Source organism: Phycobacter azelaicus, assembly GCF_014884385.1.
Classification (GTDB): domain Bacteria; phylum Pseudomonadota; class Alphaproteobacteria; order Rhodobacterales; family Rhodobacteraceae; genus Phycobacter; species Phycobacter azelaicus.
Window position 1 is genome coordinate 1,770,491 of sequence record NZ_WKFH01000003.1, and the last position, 17,257, is coordinate 1,787,747.

Consider the following 17,257-nt stretch of genomic DNA (forward strand, 5'->3'; position numbering starts at 1 on the left):
TTTCAGATCAGCGTTCTTCCATAGGGATGTAGCTGCGTGGCTCTGGCCCATTATAAAGTGTCAGGGGGCGGATCAGGATATTGCCGCGCTGCTGCTCGATGCACTGGATGACCCAGCCGGGCATCCGGCCGATGGCAAAGATCGGCACATAAAGGTCCATCGGGATGCCATGCAGCTGGTAGATCACGCCGGAATAGAAATCGACGTTCACATTGAGACCGTGGCGCGCGTAGGGCGACATGGCTTCGACTACGGACTGCAGGATCTCGTACCACTCAGGCGCGCCCATTTCCTCGCCCAGCTTGCGAACGCCTTCGCGCATGTGGCGGGCGCGGGGATCTTCCTTGCGATAGACGCGGTGGCCAAAGCCGGTGACGGCTTCCTTGGCGGCGCGCTTGGCTTTCACATAGGCGGCGGCATTTTCCGGCGTTCCGATCTCATGCACCATTTTCATCACGTCCTCGGCCGCGCCGCCATGGGCGGGACCGGCCAGGGTAGAGAGCGCCGTGACGATGGCGCCATGCAGGTTCGCCTCGGTACCGATGGTGACACGGGCGGCAAAACTGGAGGCGTTGGAGCCATGTTCTGCGTGTAGGATGAAATCCACATCCGCCAGGCGCGCCGCATCTGCGCTGGGTTTTTCGCCCTTCAGCATCCACAGCCAGTTGGCGGCATGTCCCAATGACATATCCGGGGCCACCGGATCGCGGCCGTTTCGGAGTGCTTCATGGGCGGCGATGATCATCGGCACCTGGCTGGTGAGGCGAATGCCATTTGCGACAAAGGCCTCCTCGCCAACCGCCTGGCTGGCAGGCTCCAGCGCGGCAAGGGCCGAAACGGCGGTGCGCAGCACATCCATCGGATGCCCGTCCTTGCAGGCGCGGATAATGGCGTGGACCTCGTCTGGCAGAACGCGCGCGGCTTTGAGCCGGGCGTCGAACTCGGCCAGTTCCTGCGTGTTCGGTAGCTGGCCATGGATCAGCAGGTAGCAGACCTCTTCAAAGGTGGAATGGGTGGCCAGATCGTGGATCGAATAGCCGCGATAGCTAAGCTCTCCCTTGGCGCCATCAATGTCCGAAACGCCGGACCGTTCGAAATAGACGCCTTTCAGACCCCGGTTGATCTTGACGTTTTCGCTCATAGCTGGCTCCTTCTTATGGCAAGGGAGAATGATATGTCGGTTCTGGAAAATGCAGTTGAGGCCGCAAAGGCACGGCAGGCGCGGGTGGTCTTTCCCGAAATGGAGGATGCGCGGGTCGCAGAAGCAACCGAGCGCCTGCATGCCGAAGGCCTGTGCCGACCCCTGCCGCTGTCAGAGCCGTCAGAGGCCCATGTGCAGGCTCTGGTAAAGGCGCGTGGCCTTAAAGAGGCCATCGCAAAGCGTATGATTTCCAAGCCCTTGTACCGCGCCGCCGCGATGGTTGCGGTGGGAGAGGCGGATGCCATGGTCGCAGGCGCTGACGTGCCAACACGCAGGGTGATCGAGGCGGCAAGCATCGGGATCGGGCTGGCGGAAGGTGTCTCGGTGCCGTCGTCGTTCTTCCTGATGGTCTTCCCAGACGGGCGCGAGCTGGTCTTTGCCGATTGCGCCGTGAATGTGGCGCCCGATGCGGTGCAGCTTGCCGATATCGCACTTGCCTCTGCGGCGTCAGCCAAGGCACTGCTCGGTTCGGCGCGGGTGGCGATGCTGTCCTTTTCCACCGGAACCTCGGGCGACGGGGAAAGCGTTGCTCTGGTACGTGAGGCGGCAGACCTTGCGGGCTTTGCCGGGCCGGTGCAGGCGGATGCGGCGCTCAACGGGGCGATTGCGGCCAAGAAAGGGATCGAGCCTCTGGATGCCAACGTGCTGATCTTCCCCAGCCTTGATGCAGGCAACATCGGATACAAGCTGTGCCAGGAACTGGCAGGTGCCCAGGCGCTCGGGCCGTTCCTGCAGGGCTTTGCGCGCCCGGTGTGCGATCTGAGCCGCGGGGCCAGCGTCAGTGACATCGTTGCCGCCACGGTGCTGACCGCTGCGCAGGCCTGAGGAACGCTTCGGAAGGTTCTCATAGGGCCTCCGGCAGTTGCGCCAGGGTGTCCATGGCGATCTGACGTTCTTCATCGGCGGGGATCACCCAGATCTTCACGGCCGAGGATTTGCAATGAAGCGCCATCTGGTGCGCCTCGTTCGCGTCCGGGTTCATCCGCACACCGATCCATTCCAGGCCGCGCAGGATCCGGGCACGGATCGCGGTAGCGTTCTCGCCAATCCCGCCAGTAAATGCCACGGCGTCCAGTCCCTCAAGCGCGGCAATCAGGCTGCCCGCGTGGCGCAGGGACCAGTAACAGAAGTGATCAATGGCAAAGGCGCTGTCGGCGCTAGGGTCCAGCATCAGCTTGCGCATGTCGGATTTGCCGCCCGACAGGCCCAGAAGCCCGCTTTCGTGGTTAAGGATCGCTTTGGTGCGCTCCAGCCCATTGTCCTCGACCAGGCGCAAGACTGCATTGGCGTCGATCCCGCCCGAGCGCGTGCCCATGGTCAGCCCGTCCAGCGGCGAGTAGCCCATAGTGGTGGCGATGGACTGCCCGCCCCGGATGGCGCAGAGCGAGGCGCCATTGCCAAGATGAAACGCCAGTAGGCGCGCGGGGAGTTTCTCGCCTGACCTCTCGGGCAGGCGCCGCACCAGTGCCGCATAGGATAGCCCGTGAAAACCGTAGCGGCGGATGCCCTTGGTCTCGATCATGCGGGGGATGGCATAGCGGGTCGCCACATCGGGATTGGTGGCGTGGAAGGACGTGTCGAAACTGGCGAATTGCGGCACGCCGGGGGCCAGCTCTGCCATGGTGTCGATGGCGGCAAGGCTGTGCGGGTTGTGTAGCGGGGCTAGGGGCGTGCAGTCCGCGATCTCGGCGCGCACTTCTGGGGTGATGCGCATCGGTGCGGTCAGCTTGCGTCCGCCATGGACGACACGATGCCCGATGGCCAGTAGTGCGTCCGCGCTGATCTGAGCTTTTTGGAGCGCGCCTAGGATGGCAGCGAGTGCGGACCTGTGATCGATGAAGGGGATTTCGGCCGTCTTCTCGCCGATGATGAGTCGTGAGGCGCCGCCAATGCCCTCTGCCAGACCGTGCAGGCGCTCTGTCAGGCCGCGATCAAAGACCGAGAACTTGATCGAGGAAGAGCCTGCATTGAGGATCAGGATTAGACCACGTTCCATTACAGCACACGCGCGATATTGAGGGCGGCGAGCGCGGTTAGCAAGATGACGACCCCGCGCCGAAAACTTGCCTGATCAGCGCTGGCAAAGCGACGGCTTCCGGCCCAGATGCCCGCACCAAGGATGGGAAAGGCAAGGCCGACGCCGATCAGCGTGTCGATACCGGTAAGGCCGTTTGCCGCCATCACGGGCAGGGCCATCATGTCGATGCCGGTCAGAAAAACGATCATGGTGGCGCGGAAGACGGCGGGCGCAATGGGCTGTGCGGTCAGGAAGGCAGCGGTCGGCAGTCCGCCGACGCCCGCGCTGTTGGCCATGCCTGAGATCACGCCAACGCCAAGGTTTCCGGTCGCCCCGATGGGACGGCGCAACTGCCAGCCGCTCAGCAGGATCAGGCTCAGGAGCAGAACCAGCGTCGAGATCACAAGCCGAGCCTGGTCTTCGCCGAGGCGAGCCATCACGGTCACGGCCGGCACCGTCGCAACGGCAGCTCCCGCAAGCAGCATCAGCGCGCGGCGCCAGTCCACATGGGGGCGGATGCCGCGTGCCTGAAAGGCGGTCATGGCGATTTCGCAGGAAAACACCACCGGGATCAGCGGCAGCGGGTTGGTGACCAAAGCGGCCAGAATGATGAAAATGGCGGAAAAGCCAAACCCCGAATAGCCGCGAATGAAGGCCGCCACGAACAGTGCGGCGGCCAGATAGGCGCCCTGACCTCCATTCAGATCAAATGGCAAATCAAAGGGCGCCGTCATGGCCGTCAGCCGACCTGCTGCGGACGCATGTCGTCGGCAGAGATGCCTGCGACCTCGACCGGGTTCTTCATGGCATCGCGGCGGAAGGGTTCGCCCAGTTCCTGATTGATCATCGCTTCAATGAGGGTGGTGATGCCGTTCTTTTGATCCTCGATGGCCTGCGATAGAGCGGCGGTCAGCTCGTCCATGGTGCGGGCTACAACGCCCTTCAGGCCGCATGCATTGGCGATCCCGGCGTAGGACACCTGCTGGTCCAGCTCAGTGCCGACAAAGTTGTCGTCAAACCACAGGGTCGAGTTGCGCTTTTCCGCGCCCCACTGGTAGTTGCGGAAGACCACCTGGGTCACCGCAGGCCATTCATCGCGACCGATGGCGGTGAGTTCATTCACCGCGATGCCAAAGGCGCCGTCGCCCGCAAAACCCACGACCGGCACATCCGGGCAGCCGATCTTGGCGCCCACGATGGCGGGCAGGCCATAACCGCAAGGGCCGAACAGGCCCGGCGCCAGGTACTTTCGACCTTCGTCAAAGGACGGGTAGGCGTTGCCGATGGCGCAGTTGTTGCCGATGTCGGAGGAAATGATCGCCTCACGTGGAAGCGCTGACTGGATCGCGCGCCAGGCCATGCGGGGAGACATCCAATCCGGCTTGTCGGCGCGGGCGCGTTGGTTCCAGGTCGTGCCGGGATCGTCATCCTCGTGATCCATCGAGCTGAGCTGCTGCGCCCATCGGGATTTGGTCTCGGCAATCATGGCCTTGCGCGCGTCGCGGCCCGCATCGCCTGCGCTGTCGCTCAACTGGTTCAAAATGGCGGTAGCGACCTTGGCGGCGTCTCCTACGATGCCGACCGAGACTTTCTTGGTCAGGCCAATGCGATCGGGATTGATGTCGACCTGGATGATCTTGGCCTCGGCGGGCCAGTATTCCATTCCGTATCCGGGCAGGGTCGAGAAGGGGTTGAGGCGCGTGCCAAGGCACAGCACCACATCGGCCTCCTTGATCAGTTCCATCGCCGCCTTGGAACCGTTGTAGCCAAGCGGGCCCGCAAATAGCGGATGCCCGCCGGGAAAGGCATCGTTGTGCTGGTAGCCGACACAGACCGGTGCATCCAGACGCTCTGCCAAGGCCTGCGAGGCTGCGATGCCGCCCTTGGAGAGGACCACGCCGGCACCATTCAGGATGACCGGGTTCTTGGCGCGCGACATCAGTTCAGCCGCTTGCGCCAGTGCAGCCTCACCGCCGGTGGGGCGTTCGAATTCGACGATGGCAGGCAGTTCGATGTCGACGACCTGGGTCCACATATCGCGCGGAATGTTGAGCTGCGCCGGGGCGGAGGCGCGCTTGGCCTGCATGATCACGCGGTTCAGGACTTCGGCGACACGGGTGGGGTCGCGGACTTCTTCCTGATATGCGACCATATCCTCGAACAGTTTCATCTGTTCGACTTCCTGGAAACCGCCCTGACCGATGGTTTTGTTGGCAGCCTGCGGTGTCACCAGCAAGAGTGGCGTATGGTTCCAATAGGCGGTCTTTACGGCGGTGACGAAATTCGTGATGCCGGGGCCGTTCTGGGCGATCATCATCGACATCTTGCCGGTGGCGCGGGTGTAACCGTCTGCCATCATTCCGGCGCTGCCTTCATGCGCGCAATCCCAGAAGGTGATGCCTGCCTTGGGGAACAGATCGGAAATTGGCATCATGGCCGAGCCGATGATGCCGAAAGCATGCTGAATACCGTGCATTTGCAGGGTTTTTACAAAGGCTTCCTCGGTGGTCATTTTCATGGCGTGTTCTCCTGTGAGACGCAAAGAGGGCCGGGGCCAGGCCGGGCATTGCAAATTGTGTAGGCTGTCGCCCATGTGCGGGTTAGGGCCAGATAGTGTTCCAGATTAGAGCCAGATCGGATTGGCCCTGTGTCACATTTCACGTTGAGGTACATCTTCGGGACAAAAGCGCTCCCTCCCGTCACGTCTGCATCACAGATGCATCGTTCCCGTTGGGCGTAGCGCCGCGCTTTACGCGGCGCTACGCCCAACGCCTTGGAGCGCATCCTCGATGCGTTTCAAGGGGGCGGGAGCGATGCCTGATCGAAAGGTCCTAAGTTTGCTTCAGGCCCTGTGCGAGCAGTGCAAGGCCCGGTTCAATCCGGTTTGCAGGAATGGAAGAATACCCGAGTCGATAAAAGTTGTGCTGACGATGCTCGGGAGAAAAGAATGGCGCACCGGGTTCGATAATGACGCTTTTCTCTTTCAACTGCCGAGCGGCAGCGGCCGTATCGGTGCCGTCCGGTGCACGCATCCAAAGGGACGAGCCCCCGTAGACCCCGCCACCCGAGATGGACAAGCCATGGGTTGCAACAGCCTCTTCGATCACCAGGCGGCGGTTGTGAAGCTCTTTCGCCATGCGGCGAATTTGAGAATCATAGTGTCCTAGAGACAGGAAATAGGCGACCGTGCGCTGCATATGGCCGGGCGGGTGCCTTAAAACGCTTGCTCGCAGGGCTCTGGCTTGCCGGATAAAGCTCTCCGAGCCTACCAGATAGCCAAGCCTCAGCCCCGGAAACAGGGATTTGGAGAAGCTTCCGATATAGATCACACGCCCATCCCTATCGAGGGACTTCAAGGCAGGAGAAGGCGCGCCAAGGAAGGACATCTCAAATTCATAGTCATCCTCTACAATGACCGCATCGATCTCACGGGCGCGGTTCAGCAGTGCCTTGCGCCGTTCCATCGGCATCGTTGCGGTGGTGGGGCTTTGATGGCTGGGGGTGCAGAAGATGACATTGGTATCCTCCGAGATCGCCTCGGGCGGCAGCCCGTCCTTGTCCACCGGGATACAGTCCATCTGGCAGCGCACGTGGCCAAGCTGGTCGCGCAGCGTGTAATAGGTGGGGTCTTCGATCGCCGCCTTCCGTCCGCGGTTCAGTAACAGCTGAATCGCCAGCCACAGGGCATTCTGGGCTCCCAAGGTAATAAGGATCTGTTCTGGCCGGGCAGTGACCCCACGCCGGGGTAGGGTATGGCGTGCAATATACTCGATCAGCAGCGGATCATCCTGATCAAAGTAATCGTTTGTCAGTGCGGAGAAGTCTTTTTGTCCCAGCGCCCGCAAGGCGCACAGGCGCCAGTTTGCATGATCGAACAAGGCCGGATCCGCCTGTCCATAGATGAAGGGGTAACGATAGCTGCGCCAGTCGTGCGGCTTGCGCGGTGTGTCACCGCCGGTGAAGCCGCGCACGATGGCCTGCGACCAGTCCACGGAGTCGCCTGCGCTTTGCGAGGGCGCGTAGCTGGGCGGGATCGGGGCATTTTCCGAAACATAATAGCCCGAGCGCCCACGCGATGTGAGGTAATCATTTGCCAACAGTTCTGTATAGGCCAGCGTCACGGTAATGCGGCTTATGCCTAGGTGGCTGGCTAGTTTTCGTGAAGACGGCAGTTTCTCTCCGACCCGAAATCGCCCTGACAACACGCCCTCCGCGATCATCTCCTGGATCTGTGCCTGCAGGGTTCCCTGGGCATCCGGGTTGAGAAAGAAGGTATCGACGGAAATAGCCATGGCGTGACAGTAGGCTGGCCTTAGGGGGAGCGCAATCTGGACTTAACTGGGGTGCAGGAAATTTCGGTTGACCGCACAAAATAAACCATATAACTAGAAATATAGTTATATGGAGTCGTGATATGCAGTGGGAAGAAGCAGCAGGCGGTTTTGCGGCCATGGGATCCGAAGCGCGGCTGAAGGTATTGCGTTGCCTGATCCGGGCGGGTCATGCGGGACTTATGGTTCAGGACATTCAAGAGCGCACCGGCATCGCACCTTCGACGTTGGCGCATCATTTGAAGTTCCTGTCAGGGGCTGGGGTCGTGGTGCAGGAAAAGATGGGGCGGGCGACCCTCAATCGGGCCGATTTCAACCGCCTGCGGGATTTGGCGGATTTTATTCTCAGCGAATGCTGCTCGGATCAACAAAGGGAGGCCGCAAACGATGGCTGATCTTACTCAGAACCCAACGGTCTCGCGCCAAGCGCTGCGTTGGATAAAAACACCTTGGACCGTAAGCGCTGTTCTGCTCCTTGCTGTGGCGCTGCTGCATCCGGAAAACATTGAGACGGTGGTGCTGTTCGCTGTAAATGCACTTCTGCATACGGGGCGCTATATCCTGTTTGCAGTCCTTTTGCTGTCTTATCTCAAGGCCACGGGGGCCGAGACGATGGTGGCTCGGGCCTTTGAAGGGCGTGAGGTGCGGATGATCCTATTGGCTGCCGTTTTCGGCGGTTTGGCGCCCTTCTGTTCCTGTGAAGTGATCCCCTTCATTGCAGGGTTGTTGGCGCTGGGCGCGCCTTTATCGGCTGTCATGGCCTTCTGGCTGTCCTCTCCCTTGATCGATCCTCCAACGCTGTTGATCACCGCCGGCGCGCTGGGATGGCCCTTTGCTTTCGGCAAAGCGGTTGCTGCCGTGGGGCTGGGGCTATTTGGAGGATTTGCCATCAAGGCGCTGATGGGGCGCGGTGTTTTTGCAAATCCGCTGAAACAGGTGCAGAAATCCAGCTGCTGCGGATGCGGTGCGCCAAAACTGGACTCAAAGCCGGTCTGGGCGTTCTGGCGTGAGGCAGAGCGGCGGCAGACGTTCCGGGCCGAGTTTGTAACGAACGGCCTGTTCCTGCTGAAATGGCTTGCACTGGCTTATGTTCTGGAGGCGCTGCTGGTTTCGTATGTCCCCGCAGAAACCATTGCCGGGATCGTCGGTGGAGAGGGTGTCGGGACGATTGCCATCGCAGCCCTTGTGGGGATGCCTGCCTATTTGAACTCCTACGTGGCACCGCCTTTGCTGGCGGGGCTGATGGAGCAGGGCATGAGCGCAGGCGCGGCCATGGCCTTCATGATTGCGGGCGCAGTCAGTTCGATCCCGGCCATGGCAGCAGTCTGGTCCTTGGTGAAGCCGCAGGTCTTTGCCACGTACCTGGCACTTGGTGTCAGCGGCGCGATCCTGTCGGGTATCCTGTTTCAGATGCTTTGAAAGGAGCAGGCGGGGGCACTCCCGCCCGGATCGGGGCAATCTTCAGACTGCCCCTCTCCCGTTGGGCTTGGCGCCGCGCTGACGCGCGGCGGTGGGTTAGCGATATGCCATGAATTCAAGGTTTGCCTGAACCGTCGGCCAGTCGGCGGCGGTGACTGAGTAGACAGCCGTGTCGCGTATGGTGCCGTTTGGAAGGATCATATGGGCGCGCAGGATGCCGTCGAGTCGCGCGCCGAGTCGTTCGATGGCTGCGCGGCTTTGCCGGTTCAGGCGATGGGTGCGGAACTCCACCGCGATGGCATCGCAAGCCCCAAAGGCGTGCGGTAGCATCAAAAGCTTGCAGGCAGTGTTGAGGCCGGTGCGCTGCACGGATTGGCGATACCAGGTGGAGCCGATTTCGACCCGCCGGTTGCCGTGGTCGATGTTCATATAGGTCGTCATGCCGACGGCACGCCCCGCAGAGTCGAGGACTGCGAAGGGGACCATCGCGCCTGCATCCAGCAGCCCAAGGCGACGGTCGATCTCGGCTGGAACCTGCTCAGGTGTCGGGACCGATGTGTACCAAAGCCGGTGCAGATCCCCGTCTGCCGCAGCCTCTGACAGATCTGCAGCATGGCTCTGGGCGAGCGGGACCAGTGACACGGTGCGTGAGTGCAGTTCGGTTGGTGTCATCCAAAGGTCGATGGGCATGGGCGCGGTCCTTGATTCTGTCCTGGGCACAGAGAAAACAAGAAAGGCGGCCCTGTGATAAGAGCCGCCTTTTGGCAATTTTGCCAGACCAGTTCGGGGTTCAGCCAAACACCTTGGTCAGGGCCACATCCACCGCATTGGTGATAGCGTCGATATCCTCGGCCGTGGCGATCAGCGCGGGGCTGAAGCAAAGGGTATTGTTCTTGCCGGGTACGGAGCGGTTGGTGACGCCGATGATAACGCCCTGGGCGCCGACTTCGGCAACAACGGCCTGCGCCTGCTTTTCGTCCACCGGCTCTTTGGTTTCGCGGTCAGTGACCAGTTCGGCGCCGAGGAACAGTCCCTTGCCGCGCACATCGCCAATTACGGAGTGCTTTTCCTGCAGCGCCTTGAGGTTGGACATCATCCGCTCGCCCATGGCGGTGCAGTTTTCCAAAAGACCCTCGTCCTCGATGATCTGCATGTTCACCAGTGCGGCCGCAGGGCCAGCGGTACAGCCACCAAAGGTGGAGATGTCGCGGAAGTAGTTTAGCGGGTCCGCGGCATCGTCCTTGAACATCTCAAAGACCTCTTCGGTGGTGACCATGCAGGCGATTGCCGCATAGCCGGAGGCAACACCCTTGGCCATGGTAACGAAGTCGGGCTGGATACCGTAGTGCTGATAGCCGAACCAGGTGCCGGTGCGCCCGATTCCGCAGACCACTTCGTCGATATGAAGGAGGATGTCATACTGTTTGCAGATCTCCTGCACGCGCTCCCAATAGCCCTCGGGTGCCTCGATCACGCCGCCACCGGCGGTGACGGGCTCAAGGCAGAGCGCGCCGACGGTATCCGGGCCTTCGCGCAGGATGACCTCTTCGATCAGATTGGCAGCGGCGATGCCGAATTCACGGCCCGAGAGGTGCTCAAGGCCCAGCTCGTGCTTGCGGTATTCCATGCAATGGGGCACGCGCACGAAGCCGGGCGCGAAGGGGCCGTACTGCGCGTTGCGCTCGTCCTGGCCACCGGCTGACATCGCCGCAAGGGTAGAGCCGTGGTAGTCGCGATCACGGTAAAGGATCTTGTTCTTCTTACCGCCATATTTCTTGTGCGCGATCTGGCGCACCATCTTGAAGGCCTTCTCGTTCGCCTCAGAGCCGGAGTTGCAGTAGTATACGCGACTCATGCCGGGCATCTTCTCGATCAGCTTTTCCGCATAGAGCGAGCCGGGGATGGAGCCAGCGGACTGGGCAAAATAGCAAAGCTTCATCAGCTGGTCATAGACCGCCTTGCAGATTTCCTCGCGGCCATAACCGACGTTGACGGTCCAGACGCCGCCAGAGACAGCATCCAGCCATTCCTTGCCGTTCTGGTCCCAGACCCGCATGCCCTTGCCTTCGACAATGATGCGCGGATCGGTGGTTTCAAAGGGTTTATGCTGAATCAGGTGGTGCCAGACATGCGCCTTGTCTGCGTCCACGACGCGGCTGAGATCGTTTTCGTTGAACGTGCCGTCCATGACATGTCCTTTCATTTATTGTTCTTGAGGTCTGAGTCGCGGCCGGGCGGTCAGACTGGCCTGAGACTGACGAAACGCCAATTTGATCAACTCTAGTAGGTCCAGATGATACCCGCCTTTGTGGCCAGTGCATGCGCGAACCGTGCCGTGGATTCCCCCACCAATTGCAAGGTGTTGTTTTGCTGCGGAAAACAGGTGTTTGGATGTGGACAGAACAGGGCCAATATTCGCCTGACTTGGTGCGCTGCTTGTCGTTTGCTCCAAAAATGGGCGCTCAACTCGCCATTTTTTGTCGCTGTGCAGCCTGCGCGCCTCTGCTCACGTGGAGGCGGACCAGAAAGATCGCTTGTTCTTTTTGCGGGCAATTGAGATCGATCCCTTCATTTTCGATAGTCTCGAGGAAACACGAGGCTGGAGAGCGCTGTGGTAGAGTATAACCTGATGGTGGCTCCGAATGGGGCGCGGCGCGGCAAACCAGATCACGCGGCCCTTCCGGTGACGCTAGAGGACACGGTAAAGACTGCCGCCGCGTGTCATGCGCTGGGCGCAGCGGCGTTGCATTTGCATGTTCGTGACGATGACGGGCGTCATTCCCTTGATGCGGGCCGATACCGCGAAGCTTTGCAGGCGCTTGGTCGTGCTGTCCCTGAAATGGCGGTTCAGATCACGACCGAGAGTGCCGGTGTATATGCGCCCGAGGACCAGCTTAATTGCCTTGAGCAGTTGCGCCCAAAGGCGGCCTCGGTCTCGGTGCGGGAGATGGCGCGGGATGAAAAGATCGCGGCGCGGGCCTATGCGCTGTGCCGTGAGGCGCGCACGCAGGTCCAGCACATTCTCTACGGGTTCTCCTGCGTTCAGCAACTGAAAGCCTGGTACAAGGATGGCACCGTTCCCAGTGATATGCGCGATGCGATCTTTGTTCTGGGGCAATACGGGCCGCCGGTACTGGCCGAACCTGAGCATCTGCCTGGCTTTCTAAATGCAACCGCAGATCTGGGCCTGAATTGGACCGTCTGCGCATTTGGCCGCAAGGAACATGCCTGCCTGCTCGCGGCCGTTGCCGCCGGAGGGAATGTGCGCCTAGGATTTGAAAACAACGTTGAGACGCCGGACGGTGCGCTGCTGAAAGACAATGCAGCCTCGGTCGCGGCCTTTGTAACAGCCGCGAAAGCCGCGGGTCACAGCCTCAAGGAGGGCTGAGCATGTCGCATGTATTTCCCCGTCACACCAAGGCGCAACTGCCGACCGCCATTGGCGGCGAGGGCTGCTATCTGATCGATTCCACCGGCAAGCGCTACTTCGATGGTTCGGGCGGCGCGGCGGTGTCATGCCTTGGGCATTCCGACGCTGCGGTGATTTCGGCGGTACAGGAGCAGGTTGGCAAACTGGCCTTCGCCCATACCGGCTTCATGACATCCGAACCGGCCGAAGCGCTTGCGGACCTTTTGATCGCGAATGCTCCGGGCGATCTGGATCGGGTCTATTTCGTCTCGGGCGGCTCGGAAGCCACCGAGGCCGCGATCAAACTGGCGCGTCAGTATTTTCTTGAAAAAGGAGAGCCAGGCCGGCGTCACCTGATCGCGCGGCGGCAGAGCTATCACGGCAATACTCTAGGGGCGCTGGCGGCGGGGGGGAATGCCTGGCGGCGCCAGCAGTTCGACCCGCTTTTGATCGGGGTCTCGCACATCGCGCCTTGTTACGAGTATGTGGACCGCGCCGAGGGTGAGAGCAGTTTCGACTACGGCCAGCGGGTCGCAAATGAGCTTGAAGCCGAAATTTTGCGTCTTGGACCAGAGACCGTCATGGCCTTCATGGCCGAGCCAGTGGTCGGGGCGACCTCCGGCGCCGTGCCAGCGGTCGAGGGCTACTTCAAGCGCATCCGCGAGATTTGTGACCAATACGGCGTGCTGCTGATCCTGGACGAGGTGATGTGCGGCATGGGTCGCACCGGCCATCTGTTCGCCTGTGACGCGGACGGGGTGGCCCCCGATATCCTCTGCATCGCCAAGGGGCTGGGGGCCGGCTACCAGCCGATCGGGGCGATGCTCTGCACTCGGCAGATTTATGAAGCAATCGAGGGCGGCAGCGGCTTCTTCCAGCACGGCCACACCTATATTGGCCACCCTGTTGCGACCGCCGCCGGACTGGCCGTGGCGAACCAAATGCTTGAGCGGGATCTGATCGCGCGCTGCGCGGCAATGGGCGAGCGTCTTCAGTCGGCCCTAGAGGACCGCTTTGGCCAACATGCCCATGTGGGGGATATCCGCGGCCGAGGCTTGTTCCGCGGTATCGAACTGGTTCAGGATCGCGACAGCAAAGCCCCCTTTGATCCTGCTCGGGGTCTGGCAGCAAAGATCAAGAAAGCCGCCTTCGAGGCGGGTTTGATCTGCTACCCGATGTCAGGCACCCGCGACGGTCGAAACGGAGACCACATCCTGCTGGCGCCGCCCTTCATTATTTCCGATGATCAAATCACCGAAGTGATCGACAAGCTGGAAACCGCTATCAACGCGTCGTTGCCTCAAGGTTGACCCCTGTACGCGCCGGTTTCTGGTGCAGATGCCGGTTGTCCGGAAAAGGTATCGAGGCGTCAGGCCACAAGCAGCTTGAGGCCCTGCGTGACGTCTGACCGGACTGCCAGTCTCAAACCCGGCTCGTCTCCGGCCTTCAAAGCGGCAATGATAAGTTTATGGTTCTGGGGTGGTTCGGTTCGGCGCAGGCGTCCGTAAAGCGCGCGCATCGTCGGCCCCAGCTGCAGCCAGACCGTTTCCGCCATGGCCAGCATCGCGGGCGCCTGGGCGCGCAGGTAAAGCGTGCGGTGAAACTCCAGGTTGGTCCGAATGTATCCAACGGCGTCACGTTTTGAGACCATTTCCGCGACGGTTGCATTTATCGCCTGCAACCTGTCGATCAGCGCCATATGGGCGCGGGGCAGGGCGCGACTGGACAGCTCAACCTCAAGAAGCGATCTGAGCGCTGCCAGTTCTTCAATCCGCTCGTTGCTTAGTTCAGGTGTGGAGACCCGCCCCGAGGACGACAGGAACAGCGCCCCTTCCGCCACAAGGCGGCGCACCGCTTCCCGTGCCGGGGTCATCGAGACATCGAACTCATGGCCGATTCCACGCAGGGTCAGCGCTTCACCCGGAGCGATCTCGCCATGCATGATGCGCGTGCGTAAAGTCCGGTAGACGCGGTCATGCGCAGAGGACAGCTGTTCGGATGTGGAGCGGGTGGACAAGGTCATGAGTTCTTGTGATCACAAAAAGCGCCAAGGTCAATGTGCCATGATTAAGCAGACCTGTTCTCGGAAGCTTGGGAATCAGTCTGTGAAAATATAGCGGTGCAACTGACTTCCGTTCTTGCGCAGCCAGTCCCGTGGCGCCCGATAGTCGCCATATAGCGTGTGAACCAGTGACCAGAAGGCGGGCGCATGATTCATCTCTTGCAGGTGTGCGACTTCATGGGCCGCGACATAGCGGAGCACCTCTGGCGGCGCCAGGATGAGCCGCCATGAATACATCAGTGCTCCGGCAGAGGAACAGGATCCCCAGCGTGACCGGGTGTCGCGCAGCGTGAGGCGCGAGAAGGGCTGCCCGAGCTGCGCGGCATAGTCATCTGAAGCCGCCGCCAAATGGTCGCGAGCTAGTTCCTTGAGATAACGCTCAAGGGATTTTGCCGGTCGTTTTCCCCCTACTAGAAGCTCTTCACCGACAATGCGAACACCGCGAGCGTGCCCTTGTGCAACGCGCAACGCGCGGCCCGCCACCGGTAGGACTGTACCAAAGCTCACTGCGACCACCTCGGGCTGACGCGACAGGTGGCCACGGATCCAGCCCTCCTTTTCAGCGGCAAAATCCAGCGCCTCCCGCTCTGGCAGGCTTTTGGGCAAGGTCAGCGTCACCCGGCCATCCAGGGATGAGACGCGCAGGCTGATCCGCCGCGCACGGGCCGAGCGCCGCAGGATCAGCGGCACCGGCGGATCTCCTGGCAGGTGATGGGCGCTCATTGGCTCTCCTTTGGGGCAAAGGCTTTGACAGTACATCCCTCATATGGCAAGGCACCTGAATCGTCGATACGACTCACCAGTAAATCAAGGGGATCCACATGCCCAAGGAAGAATGGGGTGTAAAGCGCGTTTGCCCGACCACCGGAAAACGCTTTTATGACCTGAACAAGGACCCGATCGTCAGCCCCTACACGGGCGAGGTCGTTGCGCTCGACACCGGCAAGAGCCGCATGATCGAGGCCGACTCCGAAGATGCGGCCACGCTCAAGGCCAAGGAGAACACCGACGGTGATGATGTCGTTCTGGAGGATGACGAGGACGTCGATCTGGATCTGGGCGATGATGTTCTGGACGATGACGATGACGACAACGTCTCGCTGGACGAAATCGCGGACGTCGCATCCGAAGACGACGACTCCTGATGTCGCGGCGGCTGGAGGGCATAAAATGCCCTCCTTCAGTCGGCGTACAGGCCGCCTGAGACACTCTTCAAAGCCGAATAGCCGTGACCGGAAAAATCTCCAAATGATGATGCATTTTGCTCTTGCAGCCTGCGCCATCGTCCCTTAAATGACCTCTCACACCGACCGGGCAGCACTTGGTTGGGTGGAAATGGGGCCTTAGCTCAGTTGGGAGAGCGCTTGCATGGCATGCAAGAGGTCAGGGGTTCGACTCCCCTAGGCTCCACCAAAATCTTCTTTACATATATGCGCTTGAGAGCTGGTGAGGCGCGGTGTCTCTGGTTATCTGCCTGGTTTTGCAGCTCGGGTAGCTGGCTATGTGTCCCGGATGCTCGCTTTTTGTGCATCTACTGCAGTCCACTACCTGGTTCGTGGGGCGGTCCACGGGCCAACCTACGCCGTTCTTGTTGTGCGCAGTGTTTGGTGATACACTTCAAACGGGTGGTGGGTCCATGCCTTTGGAGGCGCCATGTGGTACCGTATCGATCATCAGAATGTTTTGCGTGAAGTCAGTTCAGACTGGGATGACTTTGCAGTAGAGACTCGCTCATCAGATGCCTGCCAATATAGGGTCATCAACAGGCCGCTTTTGGGGTTCGTTTCGGACATTGCGACGCGATCGTTTCTCAACGCTCTATTCTTTAATGTCAGGGAGACAGCATCCCCCATCGCGCTATCCTACCGTTGCGATGGGCCTGATATCAGGCGCTTGTTTGAAATGATCATCGAGCCGACGTCAGAGAGCGGGCTCATGGTCCGTCATGAGCCGGTTGCGATCACACAGGGTTCGTCAGTCCTGCGCATCCCGTCCCCCAAAGCAACATGTCAATGCACTCAGTGCCTGCGTTACCATGTAAGCGGTGACTGGATTGAGGGTATCTTGACGGATCCCGGGCCTGGAACCCTGATCCCCCGACGGATTTGCTTTGACTGCCGTAAGGCAGCCATGGACGCAATTTCTGGATCGCAAACCGTCAGAGCGCTGGCTGGCTGACTTCTGAGTTGCACCGGGGTTGAAACGCTTATCGCTTGGGGCTATACGCCCCCGGTGGCCTTGCGCCGCAGAATCAAAACCAAGAAACGCCGAGTCTGCCTCATCACGCTTCGCGGGGCACGTCCGGCTTTAGGAGAAGCGATATGAAACTCAACGAACTGCGCGATAATCCAGGCGCCGCGAAGAAACGCACCCGTGTTGGCCGTGGCCCCGGCTCCGGCAAGGGTAAGATGGGTGGCCGTGGTATCAAAGGTCAGAAATCCCGTTCGGGTGTGGCCATCAACGGCTACGAAGGCGGCCAGATGCCGCTGTACCAGCGTCTGCCGAAGCGCGGCTTCAACAAGCCGAACCGCAAGGCATTTGCTGTTGTGAACCTCGGCCTGATCCAGAAATTCATCGACGCAGGCAAGCTGGACGCCGCAACCATCACCGAAGATTCGCTGATCGAATCCGGCCTGGTGCGCCGCAAGAAGGACGGTATCCGCATTCTTGCCAAGGGTGAGTTTTCTGCCAAGTCCAACATCACTGTCACCGGCGCCTCCAAGGCTGCTGTCGAGGCAGTTGAAAAGGCGGGCGGCACCCTGACCGTGGCAACAGCAGCTGCAGCTGAGTAACGGCTTGTGAGCGGCGCCGATGCCGC

The 17,257-nt window shown here is 60.7% G+C and carries 16 protein-coding genes and 1 tRNA gene; 8 read left to right on the forward strand and 9 right to left on the reverse strand.

The window, feature by feature from the left end; translation table 11 throughout:
• Window positions 1–7: 7 nt before the first annotated feature.
• A complete protein-coding gene (locus tag INS80_RS09605) occupies window positions 8–1,141 on the reverse strand; it encodes a citrate synthase (protein ID WP_192965420.1) in 1,134 nt (377 codons plus the stop codon).
• A gap of 33 nt (window positions 1,142–1,174) precedes the next feature.
• Between INS80_RS09605 and INS80_RS09610 the strand changes: the two genes are divergently transcribed.
• A complete protein-coding gene (locus tag INS80_RS09610) occupies window positions 1,175–2,026 on the forward strand; it encodes a phosphate acyltransferase (RefSeq protein WP_192965421.1) in 852 nt (283 codons plus the stop codon).
• Between the two features lie 19 nt (window positions 2,027–2,045).
• On the opposite strand, the gene INS80_RS09615 is transcribed toward INS80_RS09610, so the two are convergent.
• From INS80_RS09615 to pdxR, 4 genes are all read right to left on the reverse strand, one after another.
• On the reverse strand, window positions 2,046–3,197 hold the full coding sequence (locus tag INS80_RS09615) for an acetate/propionate family kinase (protein ID WP_192965422.1): 1,152 nt from the start codon (window positions 3,195–3,197) through the stop codon (window positions 2,046–2,048).
• Window positions 3,197–3,952, reverse strand: a complete 756-nt coding sequence (locus INS80_RS09620; protein WP_192965423.1) for a TSUP family transporter — start codon at window positions 3,950–3,952, stop codon at window positions 3,197–3,199. Before INS80_RS09620 ends, INS80_RS09615 begins: the two co-directional genes overlap by 1 nt.
• 5 nt (window positions 3,953–3,957) lie before the next feature.
• Window positions 3,958–5,736 (reverse strand): sulfoacetaldehyde acetyltransferase, encoded by a 1,779-nt coding sequence (gene xsc / locus INS80_RS09625; RefSeq protein ID WP_192965424.1) that lies wholly within the window; start codon window positions 5,734–5,736, stop codon window positions 3,958–3,960.
• A 313-nt stretch (window positions 5,737–6,049) separates the two neighbouring features.
• Window positions 6,050–7,510 (reverse strand): MocR-like pyridoxine biosynthesis transcription factor PdxR, encoded by a 1,461-nt coding sequence (pdxR, locus tag INS80_RS09630; RefSeq protein WP_192965425.1) that lies wholly within the window; start codon window positions 7,508–7,510, stop codon window positions 6,050–6,052.
• A 122-nt stretch (window positions 7,511–7,632) separates the two neighbouring features.
• Here pdxR and INS80_RS09635 point away from each other — a divergent pair, with 122 nt between their 5' ends.
• Together INS80_RS09635 and INS80_RS09640 are read left to right on the forward strand one after the other, a co-directional pair.
• Complete coding sequence (locus tag INS80_RS09635; RefSeq protein WP_192965426.1) at window positions 7,633–7,944, forward strand: ArsR/SmtB family transcription factor; 312 nt, start codon at window positions 7,633–7,635, stop codon at window positions 7,942–7,944.
• Complete coding sequence (locus tag INS80_RS09640) at window positions 7,937–8,968, forward strand: permease (protein WP_192965427.1); 1,032 nt, start codon at window positions 7,937–7,939, stop codon at window positions 8,966–8,968. Before INS80_RS09635 ends, INS80_RS09640 begins: the two co-directional genes overlap by 8 nt.
• A gap of 96 nt (window positions 8,969–9,064) precedes the next feature.
• Here INS80_RS09640 and INS80_RS09645 read toward each other — a convergent pair whose 3' ends face one another.
• A complete protein-coding gene (locus tag INS80_RS09645; RefSeq protein WP_192965428.1) occupies window positions 9,065–9,658 on the reverse strand; it encodes a GNAT family N-acetyltransferase in 594 nt (197 codons plus the stop codon).
• Between the two features lie 100 nt (window positions 9,659–9,758).
• Window positions 9,759–11,156: an aminotransferase family protein gene (locus INS80_RS09650; RefSeq protein WP_192967245.1), complete on the reverse strand. Its 1,398-nt coding sequence runs from the start codon at window positions 11,154–11,156 to the stop codon at window positions 9,759–9,761.
• A gap of 423 nt (window positions 11,157–11,579) precedes the next feature.
• Here INS80_RS09650 and INS80_RS09655 point away from each other — a divergent pair, with 423 nt between their 5' ends.
• The gene (locus INS80_RS09655) at window positions 11,580–12,356 is read left to right on the forward strand and encodes a beta-keto acid cleavage family enzyme (protein ID WP_369411386.1); all 777 of its coding nucleotides are present in this window, start codon (window positions 11,580–11,582) and stop codon (window positions 12,354–12,356) included.
• Between the two features lie 2 nt (window positions 12,357–12,358).
• The gene (locus INS80_RS09660; protein ID WP_192965429.1) at window positions 12,359–13,687 is read left to right on the forward strand and encodes an aspartate aminotransferase family protein; all 1,329 of its coding nucleotides are present in this window, start codon (window positions 12,359–12,361) and stop codon (window positions 13,685–13,687) included.
• Between the two features lie 59 nt (window positions 13,688–13,746).
• On the opposite strand, the gene INS80_RS09665 is transcribed toward INS80_RS09660, so the two are convergent.
• Together INS80_RS09665 and INS80_RS09670 are read right to left on the reverse strand one after the other, a co-directional pair.
• Window positions 13,747–14,400, reverse strand: coding sequence for a GntR family transcriptional regulator (locus INS80_RS09665; protein ID WP_192965430.1), 654 nt, complete (start codon window positions 14,398–14,400; stop codon window positions 13,747–13,749).
• Window positions 14,401–14,475: 75 nt separating this feature from the next.
• A complete protein-coding gene (locus INS80_RS09670; protein ID WP_192965431.1) occupies window positions 14,476–15,162 on the reverse strand; it encodes a M48 family metallopeptidase in 687 nt (228 codons plus the stop codon).
• A 98-nt stretch (window positions 15,163–15,260) separates the two neighbouring features.
• On the opposite strand from INS80_RS09670, the gene INS80_RS09675 reads away from it, so the two are divergent.
• From INS80_RS09675 to rplO, 3 genes are all read left to right on the forward strand, one after another.
• The gene (locus INS80_RS09675) at window positions 15,261–15,584 is read left to right on the forward strand and encodes a TIGR02300 family protein (RefSeq protein WP_192965432.1); all 324 of its coding nucleotides are present in this window, start codon (window positions 15,261–15,263) and stop codon (window positions 15,582–15,584) included.
• Between the two features lie 192 nt (window positions 15,585–15,776).
• A tRNA-Ala gene (locus INS80_RS09680) sits at window positions 15,777–15,852 on the forward strand.
• Window positions 15,853–16,760: 908 nt separating this feature from the next.
• Window positions 16,761–17,231 carry a 50S ribosomal protein L15 gene (rplO, locus tag INS80_RS09685; RefSeq protein ID WP_192965433.1) on the forward strand — a complete coding sequence of 157 codons (471 nt, stop codon included), beginning with the start codon at window positions 16,761–16,763 and terminating at the stop codon, window positions 17,229–17,231.
• Window positions 17,232–17,257: the final 26 nt, after the last annotated feature.